Source organism: Enterococcus sp. RTP21361st1_A6_RTP21361_211029 (assembly GCF_040910045.1).
Taxonomy (GTDB): Bacteria; Bacillota; Bacilli; order Lactobacillales; family Enterococcaceae; genus Enterococcus_D; species Enterococcus_D gallinarum.
On the sequence record NZ_JBDGBK010000067.1, the window covers coordinates 1 to 17,438 of the forward strand.

Here is a 17,438-nt window from a genome sequence, read left to right on the forward strand (position 1 = left end):
TGGGATGAGTTGGAGACAGAATACAAACTTGATGAAAGTCCAGATGCCGAAAACGAGCAAGGAGAGGAAACCGGGTTAGAGAAAAAATTAGACAAAGTTCCGCCAGTTTGGGCACCAAACACAAATCCAACTAACCCAACCAATCCGAATAGTTCAGGAAGCATTTAAGGCTGAAATCAAAAAAACGCGTAAGAGGAGATTGCCTCTTACGTGTTTTTTATTGTAAATGCTGGTAATAATAAATGGCTAACTGGGTACGATCCCGAAGTTCTAATTTTTCTAATAACTTACTGATATAATTGCGGACCGTTCCTTCGCTGAGAAACAACGCTTGCGCAATTTCTTTATTGTTTTTTCCAGTGGCAATTTCCTTCAAGATCATTTTTTCTCGTTCTGAGAAATGAGTAGTCAAATAAGAGTCATTATTTTTTAACAGTGTAGGAAACTTCGTGACGATTTCAGCGCCAAACACTGCTTGGCCATTGTATGCAGCTTTGATAGAGGGTACAATAGCCGAAAGATTTTGCTTGATGAGATAGCCTTTGACTCCGAGATCCAAAGCTTCTCGTATATAGGCATCATCATCAAAAGTAGTTAAGAGTAAAATGACGGCATTCGGATCCCGGGTTAAAATCTTGCGAGCAGCATCTAATCCAGTCCCATCGGGCATCCGAATATCTGTTAGTATAATCGCAGGTTTTCTTTCTTCGTACAATGCAACTGCTTCTTTGGCACAATGACCAATGCCTGTTACCTCAATTTCGTTTGAAACTTCCAAGATGGTTTTTAATGATGCGGTAACTAGGGGATCGTCATCGATGATTACTACTTGGATCATTGGTCCTCCTCCTTAGGTAAAATAATCGTAAGTTGAAATAAATTCTCTTTTTCAAGGGCATGGAGTTGTCCGTTTACCTGGTTGATTCGCTGGCGCATCGTCTGCAAACCGATCCCGTGGGTGTGATTGAGCCTATCCTTTGGTTTGTCATTCTTGATTTGTAATCGATGAAAAGCAGGTAGTTGTTTAAAATCGCAAGTCACTTTTGTTGCTTGACTGTGCTTCATGACGTTGGTCAAGGCTTCTTTTATGATCGTGATTAGGACAGTTTGTTGTGTTTGAGAGAGAATACTTGGCGGTGTTCCTATTACCTCAACTGTACAAAATTGAAAGTCTGATAGCAAAAGATCTAATGCTTGTGGAAAAGGAAGCGAGTGATGATGTAAATCGTGAACACTTTCTCGGATGCGGTCCATACCCAAGTTCATGGTTCGGTTCAATTGATCCAATGGTAAGTGAAGTTGCTTATTTTGATTAATTGCTTGAATGGCACCTAATTGTAAGATGGCACTTGAAAGCAGATGACCAACATTATCATGGATATCACGAGCGATTCGATTCCGCTCTTCAGCGATCTGTAAGGCGACTTCTGTTTCTTGAGAGCTTTTAAGGTAGTCGTTTTGCTCACGCAATCGGCTCTCATTTTCCCAATTGGCATCTTGAGTCGAGTTGAATTTTTTTTGTAACGAATGAAATTCAAAACTATCGTTTCGCAAGTAAGAAGCAGAGTAGACCAAAAGCATCAGTATAATCCGTATCGGCCAAGAAGGAACCAAGGAAAATAAGAGTATACAAAGAATGAGCAGGAGGATCTTTTCTTGCTTTTCACCAATCTGGGCTGAACGAAAGACGCATGGGAAAAAATAGCTATAAATTGGCCAAACCAAACTAAGACCTATCAAAATGCCCAATGCCAGCCACGTTCCTTTTTTGAATAGCAGACAGAGACCACTTAAGATGATTGTTGTCAAAAGATAGATTAAGTCTAGGGCTTGGAAGCCATTCAGGGACATTAGCCCTCCACAGAGAAGAAAATAAAAAACAACCTCATTAATCGACAATGGTTTATTCATATCTGGCTCCTAAATAATGACAAATGTCATTTTTGTTTTGGCGTATCCTCACTAGTTATTCTTTTCGCTTTTTATTATAGTCAGAATAAGAAGTGTTTGGAAAGGAGTTTTTTCGATGATTATTGAAATTGATAACTTGGTAAAACGTTATGGTGATTTTCTCGCATTGAATCATTTTAATTTGCAAGTCAGGGAAGGTGAAGTTCTCGGGCTTTTAGGACCTAATGGAAGCGGCAAATCAACAGCTATCAACTGTATGTTGTCCTTATTATCTTTTGATAAAGGGACTATTAAATTGTTTGGGGAAAAAATGTCACCGACAAGTTATGAAATAAAGCAAAAAATTGGCGTCGTTCCGCAAGATATCGCTGTATTTGAAGAGTTGACTGTCTACGACAATGTTGATTACTTCTGTGGTCTGTATGTTGCTGACAAGAAGAAGCAGAAACTATTGATCGAGGAAGTCATTTCGCTTGTGGGATTAGAAGAGTTCAAAGGATTCTATCCAAAACAATTAAGTGGTGGCTTGAAACGGCGTTTAAACATTGCTTGTGGCATTGCCCATAAACCACAACTGATTTTTCTTGATGAACCAACTGTTGCCGTGGATCCCCAAAGTCGGAACAAAATTTTGGACAGTATCAAAAAGTTGAATCAGCAAGGTGCAACAATTGTTTATACGACTCATTATATGGAGGAAGTCGAAATACTTTGTGATCAGATTGTGATCATGGATCAGGGACAAGTCATCGCGAAAGGAACAAAAGAAGAGTTGAAGGACATGGTTCGAAGTACGGAAAATCTTGTGATTGATATCCCTTTACTTCCAGATACAGCGATCGAATTTATCAAGTCATTGCCTCAAGTTCTTGAAACTGCCTATGATAAAGAGCGTTTGACGATCACAGCCAAAAAGATGAAAGAGATTCTTTTACCAGTACTAAGCTATTTTGAGGATGAACATATCGCATTTACTAAGATTCACACAGGAGAAGCAACATTAAACGATGTATTTCTGGAAATTACCGGTAAAGAATTAAGAGACTAGGAGGGAGATTATGTTTGGACACTTATATCGGTATCGCTTGAACGTTTTAGTTCGTAATAATTCCTTACTATTTTGGACATTGATCTTCCCGATTTTATTAGGGTTGATGTTTTCTGTAGCATTTAGCGAGATTGATCAAGCTGGAACGATCGAGACGATTCCCGTTGGGATTATCAAAGAAGAACAAAATCAGAAAACAAATGAGGGACAACTGACTCAGCAAGTCGCATTTATGAATGTTTTGAAGCAAACAAAATCTGGTGGAGAACCATTGTTTTCACTACAAGAAGTCTCTCCTCAAGAGGCTGAAAAACGATTAGATGCAGGGGATCTTGCTGGATATTATTCCTTTGAACAGTCATCGATCCAATTGGCTATTGCACGTACCGGTCTTTCTCAAACCATTCTAAAAAACATGATGGACCGATTTTTACAAAATACTGACCTGGCCAATAAGTTGGTGGCAATTGACTCTACTTTGACAGAAGACCAGCTCACATCTTTTCTAGTTGGAGAATCTTTTGTTCAGCAAGAAAATCAGACTAGAAACATGAGTATCAAAAGTTTTTATTTCTTTACCTTGGTGGGAATGGCTATTTTGTATGGATTCATGTGGGGGGTCAGAAACGCCCAAGACCAGCAAGCAAATCAGTCATCCAAAGGGATTCGCCTTTCGGTCATCCCCCGAAACCGATTGTTGGTTTTTTCAGCAAATATCCTTGCTGGATTCACGATATTTTTCTTAGAAGTTTTAGTGATTCTAAGTGTTTTTCATTTTATTTATCAAGTCGACTTCGGAAACCGCTGGCAGTGGTTATTCGTCCTATCCGCTTTTGGTGCATTGAATGCATTATTATTAGGAAATTTGGTTGGGAATTTGTTTCCTAATATGGGGCTGGCACAAAAAGAAGGATTGGGTGTGGCTGTTACAATGGCGATGAGTTTTTTTGCTGGTATGATGGGCTCCCAAGACATCAAATACTGGATCGATCTGCACATTCCGGTGCTAGGAAAACTGAATCTTGTCAACTTAATTAGTGAGAGTTTCTATCAGCTCTATTTTTATCGCTCACTAGAGGATTTCTATTTGAATCTTTTCTGGTTAGTAGCCTTTATGGTTATCTTAGCCTTTAGTAATCTAATGTTTGAAAGGAGGGTTCAGTATGTCGCTGTATAAAGCCGTTTTGAAAATTTTAAAAGCGAACAAAACAAATTTGTTGATTGCAGTCATTGTAACTGTGATCATCACCTTCTTCTATGCGCAAAATACAGCAGCACCGGATGCAAAATTGGATCGGGGGACAATGACCATTGTTACAGAAGACAACTCCGCATTAAGTAAAGCACTGATTGACTATTTAAAAGAAGAACAAACGGTTGTGGAATTGTCTGATAAGAGCCAAAAATCGATTGATGATGCGCTGTATTTTGGAAAAATCGACTATGTTTTATTTTTGCCTAAAGATTTTACTACGAATATTGAAGCAGGTGTACCGTCAGCAATCGATGCACAATCTCGTCCCGATGCTTTTGCTAAAACATTGATTGAAGGGCAAGTAGATACCTTTTTGTCGACTTATACGGCTTTTTATCATGTAACTGGCAATAGGGAAGAGGCATTGAAAAATACGCAATCTACTTTGGCCGCAAATGGCGAAGTAACGATTAGTCGTGGATACAGTGAACGGATGAACCAGCAATTCGGCAGCTTAGTATTCAATGCACTTGCTTACGGTTTGTTTCTTTCTATTTTTAGTGGCTATGGCGTGGTCAATCTAGTGTTCAATCGGAAAGAAATCCGGAATCGCAATCAAGTATCTCCTTTATCAACACGGCGGTTGAACCGAGCCGTTTCTATTGGTATGTTGGGGTATTCACTGCTTCTGACTAGTTGTTTTACAGCGGGATTACTCCTATTTACTCGTAGCACGTGGTCCGTCATGACCGGCTATCTAGTGATTAATCTTTTGTGTTTTTTCTTGCCGATTGTCACATTTTCAACGTGTATTACGTCATTTGTCAAAAATAGTGAGGCGTTGAATGGAATTTCGAATGTGTATATTATGGGAAGCTGTTTTTTAGGGGGAGTTTTTGTTTCATCAGATTTTTTACCAGACTTTATTAGTAAGATCGCTTCTTTTACACCGACTTATTGGTTTGTACAAAACAATCAATTGATTGGGAACACCCTCTCTGTGAATGCGGATTTCATTACGAAATTCTGGTTGAACTGCTTGATATTGGTCTTATTTGCCTGTGCCTTTTTGATAATACAGTTCGTTTTGAAAAAAGACAGCCGCTGGTTTAATCAAAAAAGGGTTGCATGAGTCATAAAAAAATGATGCCGCTGACTCAACAGCTGCATCATTTTTCTAATCTCACTATTTCTAACTCCATATCAATTGTTTGGTAGTGGTTATGGTGATATCAAATGGCCGCTTACCCATTTCTTCGCCGTCTTCTTGACCATGCTGTGGTACTGTGGAGACGATTCGGAGCTTATTCGTAGATAAATGATGGAAGTAGCGAGATCTCATTTGTTTCTTGCGGGTTAGTAAGGCTAAAAGCCAAAAAATTTTGAACAAAGCGACTCGCTCAACGAGAACGAAATCGATCTTATCTTCGTTGAGGTTTGCTGTAGGTGCGATCGCCACACCGCCACCGAAGTAGGGGTGATTTGTCGTTGTGCACAAGAAAGCCTTTGTAAAATTCAATTGTTTCCCATTGGTTTCTACCAGGATGGGAAATCCTTTTTGCCGGAATAAGACATTCACTACTGCAGACAAGTAGGCAAATGAACCTAAATTGAACTTGTTTAAGTTTGATTTCGCAGCAGAATGATTTGCTGCGTAAACGATCGATGCATCTAATCCAATACCGATATTGTTGATTGCGAACCCAGTTTCATCTTGGATTTGATCATGATACTTGATGATCGTAACCGATTGAGGAGTAGCGGTCCCAGCGATTTTCCAAAATACTTGCTCTGGTTCCTTAGGTAAACGCATTCCTCTGGCAAAGTCATTCCCTGATCCTGCCGGAATGTAGCCTAGTGGAATATTTTTTTCTGATTCTTGAAGGGAGGAAACTACTTGATGTAAGGTGCCATCGCCACCGATCACCACCAGTAAGGGGTAAAGCATTTCTGAATTTTCTCGATAGATGTCATCCCATGGCAACAATACTTGTGCCAGTAAAGAAGTAGTAAGTTCCTGTTCTTGCCCGGCATATTCTGTATAGTAGAACTGATGGGGAAAACGCCGCTTCTTGACGATTGCTTCAATTTTTTTGGCTACTTTTAGGCCACGTCCACTGCCTGCTTCAGGGTTAACAACAAAATGATAATAATATTTCATACAATAAATGCTCCATCTAATCTAAAATCAATGCTGTTTATTATAGCACGATTGCTGACAAGTTTGGCTAGTGATGCTTAACTATTTTTTGACAAAAAAATAGATTCGACGAAAGGTACGTAACAACAAGCTACTATTTTCGCTGTTGTTTTTGTGATCTAAGGTTCTTATGTCCACTATGATCACATCCGTATTGCTCACATTCGCCGAATCCTATTCAATTAGTAAGGAGTAACTCAAATTCCCACATCCTTTGTCTGTTTTTCTAAGTTGACAACAATTCTTTTCTTGCAGATCCTTCATCGTCTGCTTTACTGGGAATCCTTGCTCCTTACACTTATAGTATAGCACGAAAACGGATAGAAGCAACCGCTTACATGGTCTTTGTCACTATCTTTAGATAAATTTAAAGATATCAAAAGATAGCACTCTTGAACTTATTAGCCATTAAGTCGATGAACAATGAAGGTGTACGATTCCCCTCATAAGCAAACAGGAACTTAGAGAAAAATGAACAATTGAACGATTCACAGACATCAAGTTTACATGAAGTTGGTTTGACGAATAAAGAGACGGATGTCCGTCTCTTTGAGTTCTTTATCCAAGTTTATTCAATATAGCTGATGGAACATCATTAGGCGAGACTTCATCCCATCCCATTACTCCTTTATGATTATTTACATGTAATACAAGGTATGCATTCTCTTTTAGTGGCTTGTCTCCATAGGAATTAAAAGACACATCTTTTTCATTATTGTCTGATGTATAGCTAGCTAAGTTGTACTTGTATCTAAAGTGTTCTCTCCCGCTACCTCTACCAATCGAAACACGTTCACCTTTCGAAGTTATCTTAGTGTAGTAATCTGTCGTTCCATAAGATTGCTCATACCAGAACCAGCCTCCACCCATCAGAAGAAGGGTTACTACAGTAAAAGATAATAGTTTTTTCATATAAAATCATTCCTTTCGAGGAATAGATTACATCTATGAATAATGAAATAAATCAAACTAAAGGCTGAGAATAAGCGAACAAAATTGTAAGGAGGACAATGAGAATTAGTAGGAGAAGAAGAACAGAATGAATTGCGAGCAAATAAATACTCAATGCTCGTCTTTGGCCTGCCTGTTTTGCTGGAAGATTCCTATTCAAAGCAGAACCACCGTTTTAATGGTTATGTATTTAAAATATTCTAGTCATTTCCGGTATCTTTTTTAGCCTCGCTGATAGATAGATCGTTCCTCTTTCTTTTTTGTTGATTTTAACACTTTGCTATTTGACAAGTGGGTTGCTTTAGAAGGAGATTGTACGACCTTGTTACTGAAGAACAGCTTGGGGGAAAATTAGTTTTTTAGACTTTCATCCACAAAACATCCACATGAATTCTCCAATTTAATTGGACAATGGAAATCAATAAGAACCAAATCAATAATGTAAGCTTGATAAATCAGTAATCTTCTGTATAATAATTATTTGTGCGTAACGCATCGCGGTTCATCAACCATCCCGCGTAATCAAAACTCGGAGAAAGAAGGGATCAAATGGATAAATCATCCACTTTATCAAACCAGCGGTTGCGAGTTGTCGTCGCGAACGGTTTGATCATGGCACTGTATGTTGCAGTGACAGTCTTAGTCGCCCCAGTGGCTTCTGTTGCCATTCAATTTCGTGTCTCAGAAGGGCTGAATCATCTGGTAGTCTTTAACAGAAAACTGATGTGGGGTGTTTTTGGCGGAGTTGTATTGTACAATTTATTTTTTGGTATGGGAATTTTGGACGTCGTCTTTGGTGGAGGCCAAACCTTGCTTGCATTGTCAGCAACGGCGCTATTGCAGAAGAAAGTTCCGAATGTCTTTGTCCGTTTAGCGCTTAATACGATTTTCTTCTCGTTGAGCATGTTCTTGATTGCAATCATGCTGCATCTGACTCTCGCATTACCATTTTGGGCGACCTTTGGTACAACAGCGCTAAGTGAGTTGATTATCATGACAATCACAGCGCCTATAATGTATATCGTGAATACAGGTGTTCGCTTCGATAAGCGATTTTAATCAATCATTTGTTTTTTGCTTTGATGGTTCCCAAAAAACAAATAAAAAAAGATCATCTTTACCGTAGGTTTTGGTAGAGATGATCTTTTTTGTTATTCTGCATTCAAATCTTCAATTTCAACAACTTTGAAGTTTTTTGCCTCTAACTGATAAATGATCTTATCGCACAGCTCTTTTGACGTATTCGCTGGTAAAGTAATTAATGTCCGACGAATAAATTCATCCTTGCCGATGTCCAATGTGATACAGCTGGCAATACTGCTGTATTTCGCGATGATTTTTGAAATGATCGCTAAATCGCCTTGTGTGCCAGTTGATGCGATAGTCAGCACGTAGCTTCCTTGTTCGACATTCCAAGATTGAGACAGCATATTCAATAATGAACTGTGGGTCAAAATCCCATAGAACTCATTGTTTTCATCTAATACGGCAATGTATGGCAACTCTTTGATCGTGAAAAAGACTTTAAAAAATGAAGAATTGACATAAATAAATTTTGTCGCGTTTTTAAGCAGGTGTGTCACTGGTAATGTCATATCTCCACCATTCGATTTGTGACGATAGATGTGCATTTTATAGATGTTTCCCCGGAAGATTTTGCCGGATTCATCTAAGATCGGTACACAGCGATAGCCAGAATCTTCTAAAATTTCCAAGGCTTCTTCTAAAGTAGCTGTTTCTTTAATCGTAGTTAAGTCGCGTTTTTTGTAAACCATTGTTTTTAGTAACATAACAATTCCCTCCCAAATACCCAATTCACATCTCTATAATACCATAAAATCAGCGGAAACTATATTTTTGCGTGTCAAAATCTAAAATTGACACTTTCACTGAAAAATGGTATTTTTAACTTTGGAAAACTTTGTATAAAGGGGGAGGACATCAGAAATGGCAACAAAAAAAGCAGCTTTGGCTTGTTCTGTCTGCGGATCCCGCAACTATTCGAAATCAGTCAGTGAAGGAAAAAAAGGCGATCGCCTTGAAATTAACAAATTTTGCAAATACTGCAATCAATACACGCTACATCGTGAAACGAAGTAAGGAGGAATCTTGATGAACTTTATGAAAAATGTTTTTGCTGAAATGAAAAATGTTTCTTGGCCATCAAGAAAGCAATTACGCAGAGATACTTTTGTTGTGATCCAAACGACAATTATTTTTGCAGTGATGTTTTTTGTGATGGATACGCTGATTCAAACTGTTTTTGATTTGATTTTGAAATAAATGCTGCTGGATTATCAGCAACTAGTCAAGTAAAACAAATCGTGGTATAATTGATTCGAGGAAAAACTTCGGTGCAACTGAGGTTTTTTTATTTTACAAAAAGATAGGGAGACCGAATACAATGGAATCTTTTGAAAAAAATTGGTATGTCTTGCATACTTACTCCGGCTATGAAAACAAGGTGAAAGCGAACTTGGAATCACGGGCGCAAAGCATGGGGATGGGCGATTACATCTTTCGTGTTGTCGTACCAGAAGAAGTCGAAACGGAAGAAAAGAATGGGAAAAAGAAAGAGATCGTTCACAAAACTTTTCCAGGTTATGTCCTCGTCGAAATGGTCATGACGGATCAATCATGGTATGTTGTTCGTAATACACCAGGAGTGACTGGGTTTGTCGGCTCTCATGGAGCAGGAAGCAAACCAGCTCCGCTTTTACAAGAAGAAATCAACTCTATCTTACGTTCAATCGGTATGAGCACTCGAACAGTTGAATTGGAAGTGGAGATTGGTGAAACAGTTAAAATCATCGAAGGTGCATTCTCTGGATTAGAAGGACAAGTCGCTGAGATCGACGAAGAAAAACAAAAATTAAAAGTCAATATTGATATGTTTGGTCGAGAAACAAGTACAGAATTGGATTTTGAACAAGTAGATAAAATCTAAGTATAAAACTGTAGTGTTTTTTGTCAAAATAAGGTAAAATAAAATTGAAAATTGGTGATAGCGGACCGTTATTGGCCCGCTGTTTTTATCTCACGAAAAGAAAGCGTTTTATAAAAAAGGGGGTCCTATGAAGAAAATTCTCGCATCGATTTGTCAACGCCATTTTTTTGACCAACATTTGGAAAAAAGAGGTGTGATTTCCGTACATAATGGTTATAGTTTGTTGTTTGCTTTTAATTTGTTTTTGCTGCTTTCTGCCGTGATCTTTATGGAACCTCAAAAAGTGTTTCGTGAAATGCTTACAATCATGTTCTCGGAAAGCCATTTAGTAACGGATTACGTTGCGCTGACTTCTGTAGGTGGCGCACTGTTCAATGCGTCGATCATGACTTTTGTTGCGATCGCGGTCTGTTACCATTACCGAGTTCCGGTTACTGGAGGAATGATATCAGCCGTCTTCATGGTTACGGGGTATGGTTTGTTTGGCAAAAATCTGTTCAATTTTATTCCAATCTTCTTAGGTGTTCGTCTCTATTCCTATTTAATGAATCAACCCCTCAAAAAATATCTTCTCATTGCTTTGTACAGTTCCTCCGTTTCACCCATCGTTAGTTTTTTTGCATTCAATGACTCACTTCCAGCTTATTTCGGTAGCTTCATCGGTTATTTGATCGGTGTTTTGACTGGATTGATCATGGTTCCTTTAGCACTGCATTTTCAAGCATTATTTAAAAAAGTCAGTATCTATAGTGCCGGCTTTACTTCTGGCATGTTGTGTACGATGGTTGCAGGAATTTGCCGAATGTTTGGTTTTGATATCGAATTGCGAGCAATCGTTTCTAAAGGCTCCAATCTTCCACTGATTATTATGATGGTGTCGCTGTCTTTATTAATGATTGGCTATGGGTTAGCAATGGCTGTTAAACGCAAGCGGTTGAACATGCGGGCAATATGGTCTCATAGCGGCAAAATCGAATACGATATTTTACGTGAAAGTGGCGTTTATAATACGATGATTAATATGGGGTTAATGGGATTGCTGTTAATGAGTTATGTGAGTATACTAGGTGTCAACCTCAATGGTCCCATTGCAGGTGCGATGTTTTGTGTCATTGGTTTTTCTGCTTGTGGTGCCCATGTCTTTAACGCGCTGCCCTTATTTGCCGGTGTGCTATTAGCAAATACAATGAATATCTACGCAATGACTGAAACAGTAACCGTTACAGCGGCTATTTTTGCAATGATGCTCTGTGCGGTGACTAATGCTTACGGGTGGAAAGGGGGGATGATCGTGGGATTCATTCATACGTCGATGGTTTTGAATATCGATGTGCTTCATGGTGGATTGAATCTGTACAATAATGGTTTTTCCGGAGGGCTCGTTGCGATGATGATCATTCCATTGCTCGATTTTTTTCACAAATCGCGGACACCTCGATTTTTAAACGGAAGAAACAGTCCGGAGGCAAAGAAAAGGTAACCTATCAAGCAACGAGTAAAGAATGAAGTGTTCTTGAATAAAGAGTAAACATTAGCTATTGCTTGTTTCTTGTTTCAAAAGGGATTATACTAGACCCGATTTGGAGGGACTGTAAATGAAAAAATGGCTATTTTTATGTCTGGTTGTTTTGCTTAGCGGCTGTCAAGCAGCAACTCACTCAAATGTTTCAGCACAAAAAAGTACACAGAAGCCAACGGAGACAACGACTGTTTCGGCAGAAACATCAACCACCGAACCCGTTCAGAAAACGACCACGCCAACACTTTTTATTCATGGTTATCAAGGAGGTCCCGCATCATTTGGAGGGATGATACAGCGTTTTGCCCAAAAAGATTGGGTGAGCAATGAAATGGTTCTAACAATTTCACCAGATGGGACAGTTTCAACGGAAGGAGTGCTTTCTAAAAAAGCTGTAAATCCAACCATTCAGGTCTTGTTCGCTGACAATCAAAATAATGAATGGAATCAAGCAGAATGGATCCGACAAGCGTTGCTTTATCTGAAAAAGGAAGGAATAGAGCAAGTAAATTTAGTCGGACATTCCATGGGGGGAGTTAGTGGTTTTCGCTATCTCACAACATTTGGAGAGCTGAGTGCAGCTGGGGCTGAAGCACTGGATCCCGCATTGCCAAAAGTAGCTAAATTTATAGCGATCGGGGCGCCTTTCAATGAATTTATTGATACGAGTTCACGGCAGACTATCACTGATTTAGTGACAAACGGACCAACGGAGGCTTCTCCACGCTACCAGGAATTTCAAGGACTATTGAAGCAAGGGGGGCATCGACTCCCGATTGAGCTGATTGCTGGGCAATTATCTGATGAAGAGCTATCGGACGGCACTGTGCCGACCACAAGTGCCTTGGCGATCAACCACTTATTGGCAGCGAATGGCTATTCTGTGACTGAAAAAATCATTAAAGGATCACAGGCACAGCATAGTCAGCTGCATGAAAATCAAGAAGTAGATGAAGATATTGCTGCTTTTTTATGGGAGAAATAACTGATAGTCGTCAAAAAGCTGTAAGAATAACTATGATATAAGTTCTATCTGTTTTTTTTAGTAGTAGCAAATAGACAAAAATATCCGAATGATCGGAGATCGCTTATTCTTCTCGTGCATAGGTAACGAGGACCTGCAGAGCCGCGGGAGCTATCTAATGATCATTCGGATATGTTATTTTTTGAGACTCTTACATCTTTTAGTGTTCAGCGGCATCTAAAATTTGCGCTTGTAGACGTTGTGCTGTAGGCGTTGTGGCCAACCCGCCCTCGGCTGTTTCTTTAAAAATACTTGGCATTTGCCGTCCTACTTGGTACATCGCGTGGACGACCTCATCCGGAGGAATCACACTTTCGATTCCTGCTAAAGCCATATCAGCAGAAATAAATGCTTGTGAGGAACCGAGAGCATTTCGCTTCACGCAAGGAACTTCGACTAACCCAGCGACAGGATCACAAATCAATCCCATCATATTCTTTAGTGTAATGGCTACTGCTTGAGCAGCTTGATGTCCGCTCCCACCCTTAGCACAGACGAGGGCTGCTGCTGCCATGGCACTGGCAGAACCAACCTCTGCTTGACAACCGCCTTCTGCTCCGGATATCGAAGCATTGTTCGCAATGACTAGTCCGAAGGCTCCGGCAGTAAAGAGGAAATCGATTTGTTGAGAACGAGACAGCTGCAAACGATCGCGAACAGCCATCAGCACACCAGAGACAACACCGGCACTCCCAGCCGTAGGAGTGGCACAAATCAATCCCATTTTGGCATTGACTTCATTGACAGCAATGGCATTTTGAACGGCTTGCAAGATCGTCTCACCACTTAGAAAATCACCAGCCTGTATATAATCATTCATTCGTGTGGCATCGCCACCGGTTAATCCCGTCACAGAGGTCACTCCAGCAACGCCCTCGGCAACGGATTGTTCCATGACCGTCAGGTTTTTGTCCATTAGTGCAATGACTTGCTCGCGAGTGCGCCCTGAGTTTTCGCATTCGACCGCAATCATCATCTCTGCAATCGATGCATAATTTTTGCTTTGAAGAACAAGATCTTCAATCGTATAAAACATGACGAATCCTCCTTTAATCGAAATAAGCCGCACTATAAACGTGGGGCAGTGCTTTGATTTGTTGTGCCAATTGATCATTTCGTTCATCCACTTCAATGATCATAATGGCTTTTTCTCCTTTGGACTCTCGGGTAACAGTCATCGTACCAATATTGATTTGTGCCTCAGAAAGTAGATTCGTGACACGTGCGATCATTCCGGGAACATCTTGATGAACGATGACATAGGTAGGGGTACCTAAAGTCAATGAGATTTTAAAACCATTCAATTCAGAAATTTGTATATTCCCACCGCCGATTGAAATGCCGGTAACGGACATTTTGCGGTCACCTTTTTTTAAAATCATTTTGACCATATTCGGATGTTCGGCTTTTTCGTTTTTCGGAACAAAGAGTACTTCTAGACCTTGCTCATAGGCTAACTTTAATGAGTCAGCAAGGCGCTGATCATCGGGCTCCATTCCTAACAAACCGCCGACAAGTGCAATATCTGTTCCGTGGCCGCGATAAGTTTTCGCGAAGGACTCATACAAAAGGATATCGACACTGTCAGGCTGTTCGCCAAAGATGTGGCGCACGATTTTGCCAATTCGAGCAGCACCTGCGGTATGGGAACTGCTGGGTCCAACCATAATTGGTCCAATAATATCAAAGACACTTCGGTATTTTAAAGGTTCCATTCTATTCACCTCATTTAATTGATGGGAGAAATCCAGATGTAGTTTAGCATAAAATATGGAGAAATAGAGCAATGAGTGGAACTGTATGGGATTTTTTTAATCTTTTTTTTTGTTTTACCGATTTTCTCCATAAAAAGCAAAAAAATTCGCTAAGAGTTCTTGCAAATTTCTTTTGAGATGCTATAATATCTCAGTGTGCATTATTCACACGTTTTTTGTGTGCGCACATGATTCACTAAAGTGGGAGGAGAAATATGGATCTCCAATTAACCACATCACGGACTCAAGGAGGTATGTCTCGTGGCAAAAAAAGTAGAAAAAATCGTTAAATTGCAAATTCCTGCAGGTAAAGCAACACCAGCTCCGCCAGTAGGTCCTGCACTAGGTCAAGCGGGTATCAATATCATGGGATTCACAAAAGAATTCAATGCACGTACAGCTGATCAAGCAGGCTTGATCATTCCAGTAGTGATCTCTGTATACGAAGACCGTTCATTCACATTCGTTACAAAAACACCACCAGCAGCAGTATTGTTGAAAAAAGCAGCAAACGTTGAAAAAGGTTCAGGCGAACCAAACAAAAACAAAGTTGCAAAAGTTTCACGCGATCAAGTAAAAGAAATCGCTGAATTGAAAATGGAAGACCTAAACGCAGCTGACGTTGAAGCAGCTATGCGCATGGTTGAAGGAACTGCACGAAGCATGGGGATCACTGTAGAATAATTTTTACAGACCCTAAGGAAGTAGCTTCTCAGTCGGCTCTATATTGAAAAATATGGGACACGTGGGAGGTTCTACCGTTATAACCACATCAAGGAGGAAACAAAATGGCTAAAAAAAGCAAAAAAATGCAAGAAGCATTGAAAAAAGTTGACGCTGCAAAAGCTTATTCAGTTGAAGAAGCAGTAGCTTTGGCAAAAGAAACAAATATTGCAAAATTCGACGCAACGGTTGAAGTTGCTTACAAACTAAATGTCGATCCTAAAAAAGCGGACCAACAAATCCGTGGTGCGGTCGTACTACCAAACGGTACTGGTAAAACACAAACAGTGTTAGTTTTTGCGAAAGGTGAAAAAGCCAAAGAAGCAGAAGCAGCTGGTGCTGATTTCGTTGGAGACGATGACATGGTTCAAAAAATCCAAGGCGGATGGTTCGATTTTGATGTTGTTGTTGCAACACCAGATATGATGGCAACTGTCGGTAAACTTGGTCGTGTTTTAGGTCCTAAAGGTTTAATGCCAAACCCTAAAACTGGTACAGTTACAATGGACGTAACAAAAGCTGTTAACGAAGTAAAAGCTGGTAAAGTGACTTACCGTGTTGACAAAGCTGGTAACGTTCATGTACCAATCGGTAAAGTTTCATTTGAAGATGACAAATTAGTTGAAAACTTCAAAACAATCCACGAAACTTTAGTAAAAGCTAAACCATCTGCAGCGAAAGGTCAATACATGAAAAACATTTCTGTAACGACAACTTTCGGACCTGGTATCCATGTAGATCAAGCTTCTTTCTAATTTGAATAAAAAACAAAACTTTTGTTGACTTGGCTGCCTTATCTATGGTAAGGTAGTCAAGGTTAAAAGTTTAACTGTACCGAAGACAGTAGGTGACGTCAGTCTTAATTTCCTACCGAGGACGTTTATTGAGAAACTTCAATAGTCCCTCTATGTCTACGGTGGCATAGAGTTTTTTTGTTTTTATCTCTTGATAAAGACAAATGAAGACAGAAATGTTTTCTTGAAACTCTTCCATCAAAATCAGGAGGTGAAATTTAAAATGAGTGAAGCAGCTATCGCTAAAAAAGCCGCAATTGTGGATGAAGTGAGTGAAAAATTCAAAGCAGCCGCATCTGTAGTAGTCGTTGACTACCGTGGATTGACTGTTGACGAAGTAACTCGTCTACGTAAACAATTACGCGACGCAAACGTTGAAATGAAAGTTATCAAAAATTCTATCCTTTCACGTGCTGCTGAACAAGCTGGTCTAGAAGGTCTTGGTGAAGTATTCACTGGCCCGACTGCTGTAGCGTTCAGTAACGAAGACGTTGTCGCACCTGCAAAAATCATGAACGATTTTGCTAAAGAGGCTAAAGCATTAGAAATCAAAGGCGGTATCATCGAAGGCAAAGTTTCTTCTTTGGAAGAAATCACAGCATTGGCAAAATTGCCAAACCGCGAAGGACTTCTTTCAATGTTGCTGTCTGTGCTACAAGCACCTATCCGCAACGTGGCTTACGCTGTCAAAGCAGTGGCCGAAAAAGAAGAAGATGCAGCTTAATTGCCGCATAATCACACTATAAACTAAACTATCTAATTAAATGGAGGAAAACAAAATGGCATTGAACATTGAAAACATTGTCGAAGAGCTAAAAGGCGCGACAATCTTAGAATTAAACGACTTAATTAAAGCTATCGAAGAAGAATTTGGCGTATCTGCTGCTGCTCCTGTAGCTGTAGCTGGTGGAGCTGGCGACGCTGGTGCTGCTGAAGAACAAACTGAATTCACTGTAGAATTGACTGCAGCTGGCGACCAAAAAGTTAAAGTTATCAAAGCAGTTCGTGAAGCAACTGGTTTAGGCTTGAAAGAAGCTAAAGCTGTAGTTGACGGAGCTCCTTCAGCAGTTAAAGAAGGCATCTCTAAAGACGAAGCTGAAGCATTGAAAGCTGCTTTAGAAGAAGTTGGCGCTTCAGTAACAGTTAAATAATCATTTTTGATTTTTTTGAGCTAGAATTCCTTTTAAGTAAGGGTTCTAGCTCTTTTTTTGTTTATGATTCTAATTTCAGTTTGAGAAAATGACGCTGTCTTACTATTAGTGATCCGTATTTTTGTTGAGGCGTCGAGGACTTTTTATAAAAAACATATAAGGTTCGGCAAATTTTGCCGAACCTCTAACGCTGTCTTGAAAACGAAGGAGCACTTATAATG

21 protein-coding genes and 1 other annotated feature are annotated in these 17,438 nt (G+C 39.8%); of the genes, 14 read left to right on the plus strand and 7 right to left on the minus strand.

All coding sequences use genetic code 11. From position 1 onward, the window contains the following. Nucleotides 1-168: cold-shock protein (locus tag AB5Z52_RS11735; protein ID WP_368266925.1), on the plus strand; the 168-nt coding region annotated here is incomplete at its 5' end. Between the two features lie 49 nt (nucleotides 169-217). Here AB5Z52_RS11735 and AB5Z52_RS11740 read toward each other — a convergent pair. Both AB5Z52_RS11740 and AB5Z52_RS11745 read right to left on the minus strand, forming a co-directional pair. After that, entirely contained in the window at nucleotides 218-838 is a 621-nt protein-coding gene (locus AB5Z52_RS11740; RefSeq protein WP_005472357.1) for a response regulator transcription factor, read from the minus strand. Then, nucleotides 835-1,851, minus strand: coding sequence for a sensor histidine kinase (locus tag AB5Z52_RS11745; protein ID WP_227173376.1), 1,017 nt, complete (start codon nucleotides 1,849-1,851; stop codon nucleotides 835-837). Before AB5Z52_RS11745 ends, AB5Z52_RS11740 begins: the two co-directional genes overlap by 4 nt. A 175-nt stretch (nucleotides 1,852-2,026) precedes the next feature. On the opposite strand from AB5Z52_RS11745, the gene AB5Z52_RS11750 reads away from it, so the two are divergent. From AB5Z52_RS11750 to AB5Z52_RS11760, 3 genes are read left to right on the plus strand one after another with little or no spacing between them, the layout of a single operon-like run. Further along, nucleotides 2,027-2,959, plus strand: a complete 933-nt coding sequence (locus AB5Z52_RS11750; RefSeq protein ID WP_288551408.1) for an ABC transporter ATP-binding protein — start codon at nucleotides 2,027-2,029, stop codon at nucleotides 2,957-2,959. A gap of 10 nt (nucleotides 2,960-2,969) precedes the next feature. Then, nucleotides 2,970-4,136 carry an ABC transporter permease gene (locus tag AB5Z52_RS11755; RefSeq protein ID WP_041119106.1) on the plus strand — a complete coding sequence of 389 codons (1,167 nt, stop codon included), beginning with the start codon at nucleotides 2,970-2,972 and terminating at the stop codon, nucleotides 4,134-4,136. After that, nucleotides 4,123-5,286 (plus strand): ABC transporter permease, encoded by a 1,164-nt coding sequence (locus AB5Z52_RS11760; RefSeq protein WP_086269248.1) that lies wholly within the window; start codon nucleotides 4,123-4,125, stop codon nucleotides 5,284-5,286. Before AB5Z52_RS11755 ends, AB5Z52_RS11760 begins: the two co-directional genes overlap by 14 nt. Nucleotides 5,287-5,346: 60 nt before the next feature. On the opposite strand, the gene AB5Z52_RS11765 is transcribed toward AB5Z52_RS11760, so the two are convergent. Beyond that, on the minus strand, nucleotides 5,347-6,315 hold the full coding sequence (locus tag AB5Z52_RS11765; protein ID WP_003127064.1) for a diacylglycerol kinase family protein: 969 nt from the start codon (nucleotides 6,313-6,315) through the stop codon (nucleotides 5,347-5,349). Nucleotides 6,316-6,912: 597 nt separating this feature from the next. Beyond that, entirely contained in the window at nucleotides 6,913-7,266 is a 354-nt protein-coding gene (locus AB5Z52_RS11770) for a YxeA family protein (RefSeq protein ID WP_041119112.1), read from the minus strand. Between the two features lie 588 nt (nucleotides 7,267-7,854). Between AB5Z52_RS11770 and AB5Z52_RS11775 the strand changes: the two genes are divergently transcribed. Then, entirely contained in the window at nucleotides 7,855-8,364 is a 510-nt protein-coding gene (locus tag AB5Z52_RS11775) for a QueT transporter family protein (RefSeq protein WP_041119234.1), read from the plus strand. A 92-nt stretch (nucleotides 8,365-8,456) separates the two neighbouring features. Here the strand turns inward: AB5Z52_RS11775 and cbpA are convergent, their stop codons facing one another. Continuing rightward, on the minus strand, nucleotides 8,457-9,095 hold the full coding sequence (gene cbpA, locus AB5Z52_RS11780; protein WP_003127068.1) for a cyclic di-AMP binding protein CbpA: 639 nt from the start codon (nucleotides 9,093-9,095) through the stop codon (nucleotides 8,457-8,459). A 157-nt stretch (nucleotides 9,096-9,252) separates the two neighbouring features. On the opposite strand from cbpA, the gene rpmG reads away from it, so the two are divergent. From rpmG to AB5Z52_RS11805, 5 genes are all read left to right on the plus strand, one after another. Continuing rightward, on the plus strand, nucleotides 9,253-9,405 hold the full coding sequence (gene rpmG, locus AB5Z52_RS11785) for a 50S ribosomal protein L33 (RefSeq protein ID WP_005472365.1): 153 nt from the start codon (nucleotides 9,253-9,255) through the stop codon (nucleotides 9,403-9,405). A 12-nt stretch (nucleotides 9,406-9,417) separates the two neighbouring features. After that, nucleotides 9,418-9,588, plus strand: coding sequence for a preprotein translocase subunit SecE (gene secE, locus AB5Z52_RS11790; protein ID WP_003127070.1), 171 nt, complete (start codon nucleotides 9,418-9,420; stop codon nucleotides 9,586-9,588). Between the two features lie 121 nt (nucleotides 9,589-9,709). Beyond that, complete coding sequence (gene nusG / locus AB5Z52_RS11795) at nucleotides 9,710-10,252, plus strand: transcription termination/antitermination protein NusG (protein WP_003127071.1); 543 nt, start codon at nucleotides 9,710-9,712, stop codon at nucleotides 10,250-10,252. 127 nt (nucleotides 10,253-10,379) lie between these two features. Beyond that, nucleotides 10,380-11,732 carry a DUF1576 domain-containing protein gene (locus AB5Z52_RS11800; RefSeq protein WP_003127072.1) on the plus strand — a complete coding sequence of 451 codons (1,353 nt, stop codon included), beginning with the start codon at nucleotides 10,380-10,382 and terminating at the stop codon, nucleotides 11,730-11,732. A gap of 115 nt (nucleotides 11,733-11,847) precedes the next feature. Beyond that, entirely contained in the window at nucleotides 11,848-12,756 is a 909-nt protein-coding gene (locus AB5Z52_RS11805; RefSeq protein WP_003127074.1) for an alpha/beta hydrolase, read from the plus strand. Between the two features lie 199 nt (nucleotides 12,757-12,955). On the opposite strand, the gene sdaAA is transcribed toward AB5Z52_RS11805, so the two are convergent. Both sdaAA and sdaAB read right to left on the minus strand, forming a co-directional pair. Beyond that, nucleotides 12,956-13,831 (minus strand): L-serine ammonia-lyase, iron-sulfur-dependent, subunit alpha, encoded by an 876-nt coding sequence (sdaAA, locus tag AB5Z52_RS11810; RefSeq protein ID WP_003127075.1) that lies wholly within the window; start codon nucleotides 13,829-13,831, stop codon nucleotides 12,956-12,958. A 13-nt stretch (nucleotides 13,832-13,844) separates the two neighbouring features. Further along, complete coding sequence (sdaAB, locus tag AB5Z52_RS11815) at nucleotides 13,845-14,510, minus strand: L-serine ammonia-lyase, iron-sulfur-dependent subunit beta (RefSeq protein ID WP_021151063.1); 666 nt, start codon at nucleotides 14,508-14,510, stop codon at nucleotides 13,845-13,847. A 300-nt stretch (nucleotides 14,511-14,810) separates the two neighbouring features. Here sdaAB and rplK point away from each other — a divergent pair, with 300 nt between their 5' ends. The 4 genes from rplK (at nucleotide 14,811) to rplL (ending at nucleotide 17,217) form a co-directional block, all read left to right on the plus strand. Continuing rightward, nucleotides 14,811-15,233, plus strand: a complete 423-nt coding sequence (rplK, locus tag AB5Z52_RS11820) for a 50S ribosomal protein L11 (protein WP_003127077.1) — start codon at nucleotides 14,811-14,813, stop codon at nucleotides 15,231-15,233. A 104-nt stretch (nucleotides 15,234-15,337) separates the two neighbouring features. Then, nucleotides 15,338-16,027, plus strand: coding sequence for a 50S ribosomal protein L1 (rplA, locus tag AB5Z52_RS11825; protein WP_003127078.1), 690 nt, complete (start codon nucleotides 15,338-15,340; stop codon nucleotides 16,025-16,027). A 61-nt stretch (nucleotides 16,028-16,088) separates the two neighbouring features. After that, nucleotides 16,089-16,215 (plus strand) — a sequence feature (ribosomal protein L10 leader region). 74 nt (nucleotides 16,216-16,289) lie between these two features. Beyond that, nucleotides 16,290-16,790, plus strand: a complete 501-nt coding sequence (rplJ, locus tag AB5Z52_RS11830; protein WP_003127079.1) for a 50S ribosomal protein L10 — start codon at nucleotides 16,290-16,292, stop codon at nucleotides 16,788-16,790. Between the two features lie 55 nt (nucleotides 16,791-16,845). Next, entirely contained in the window at nucleotides 16,846-17,217 is a 372-nt protein-coding gene (rplL, locus tag AB5Z52_RS11835; protein ID WP_003127081.1) for a 50S ribosomal protein L7/L12, read from the plus strand. Nucleotides 17,218-17,438 lie beyond the last annotated feature (221 nt).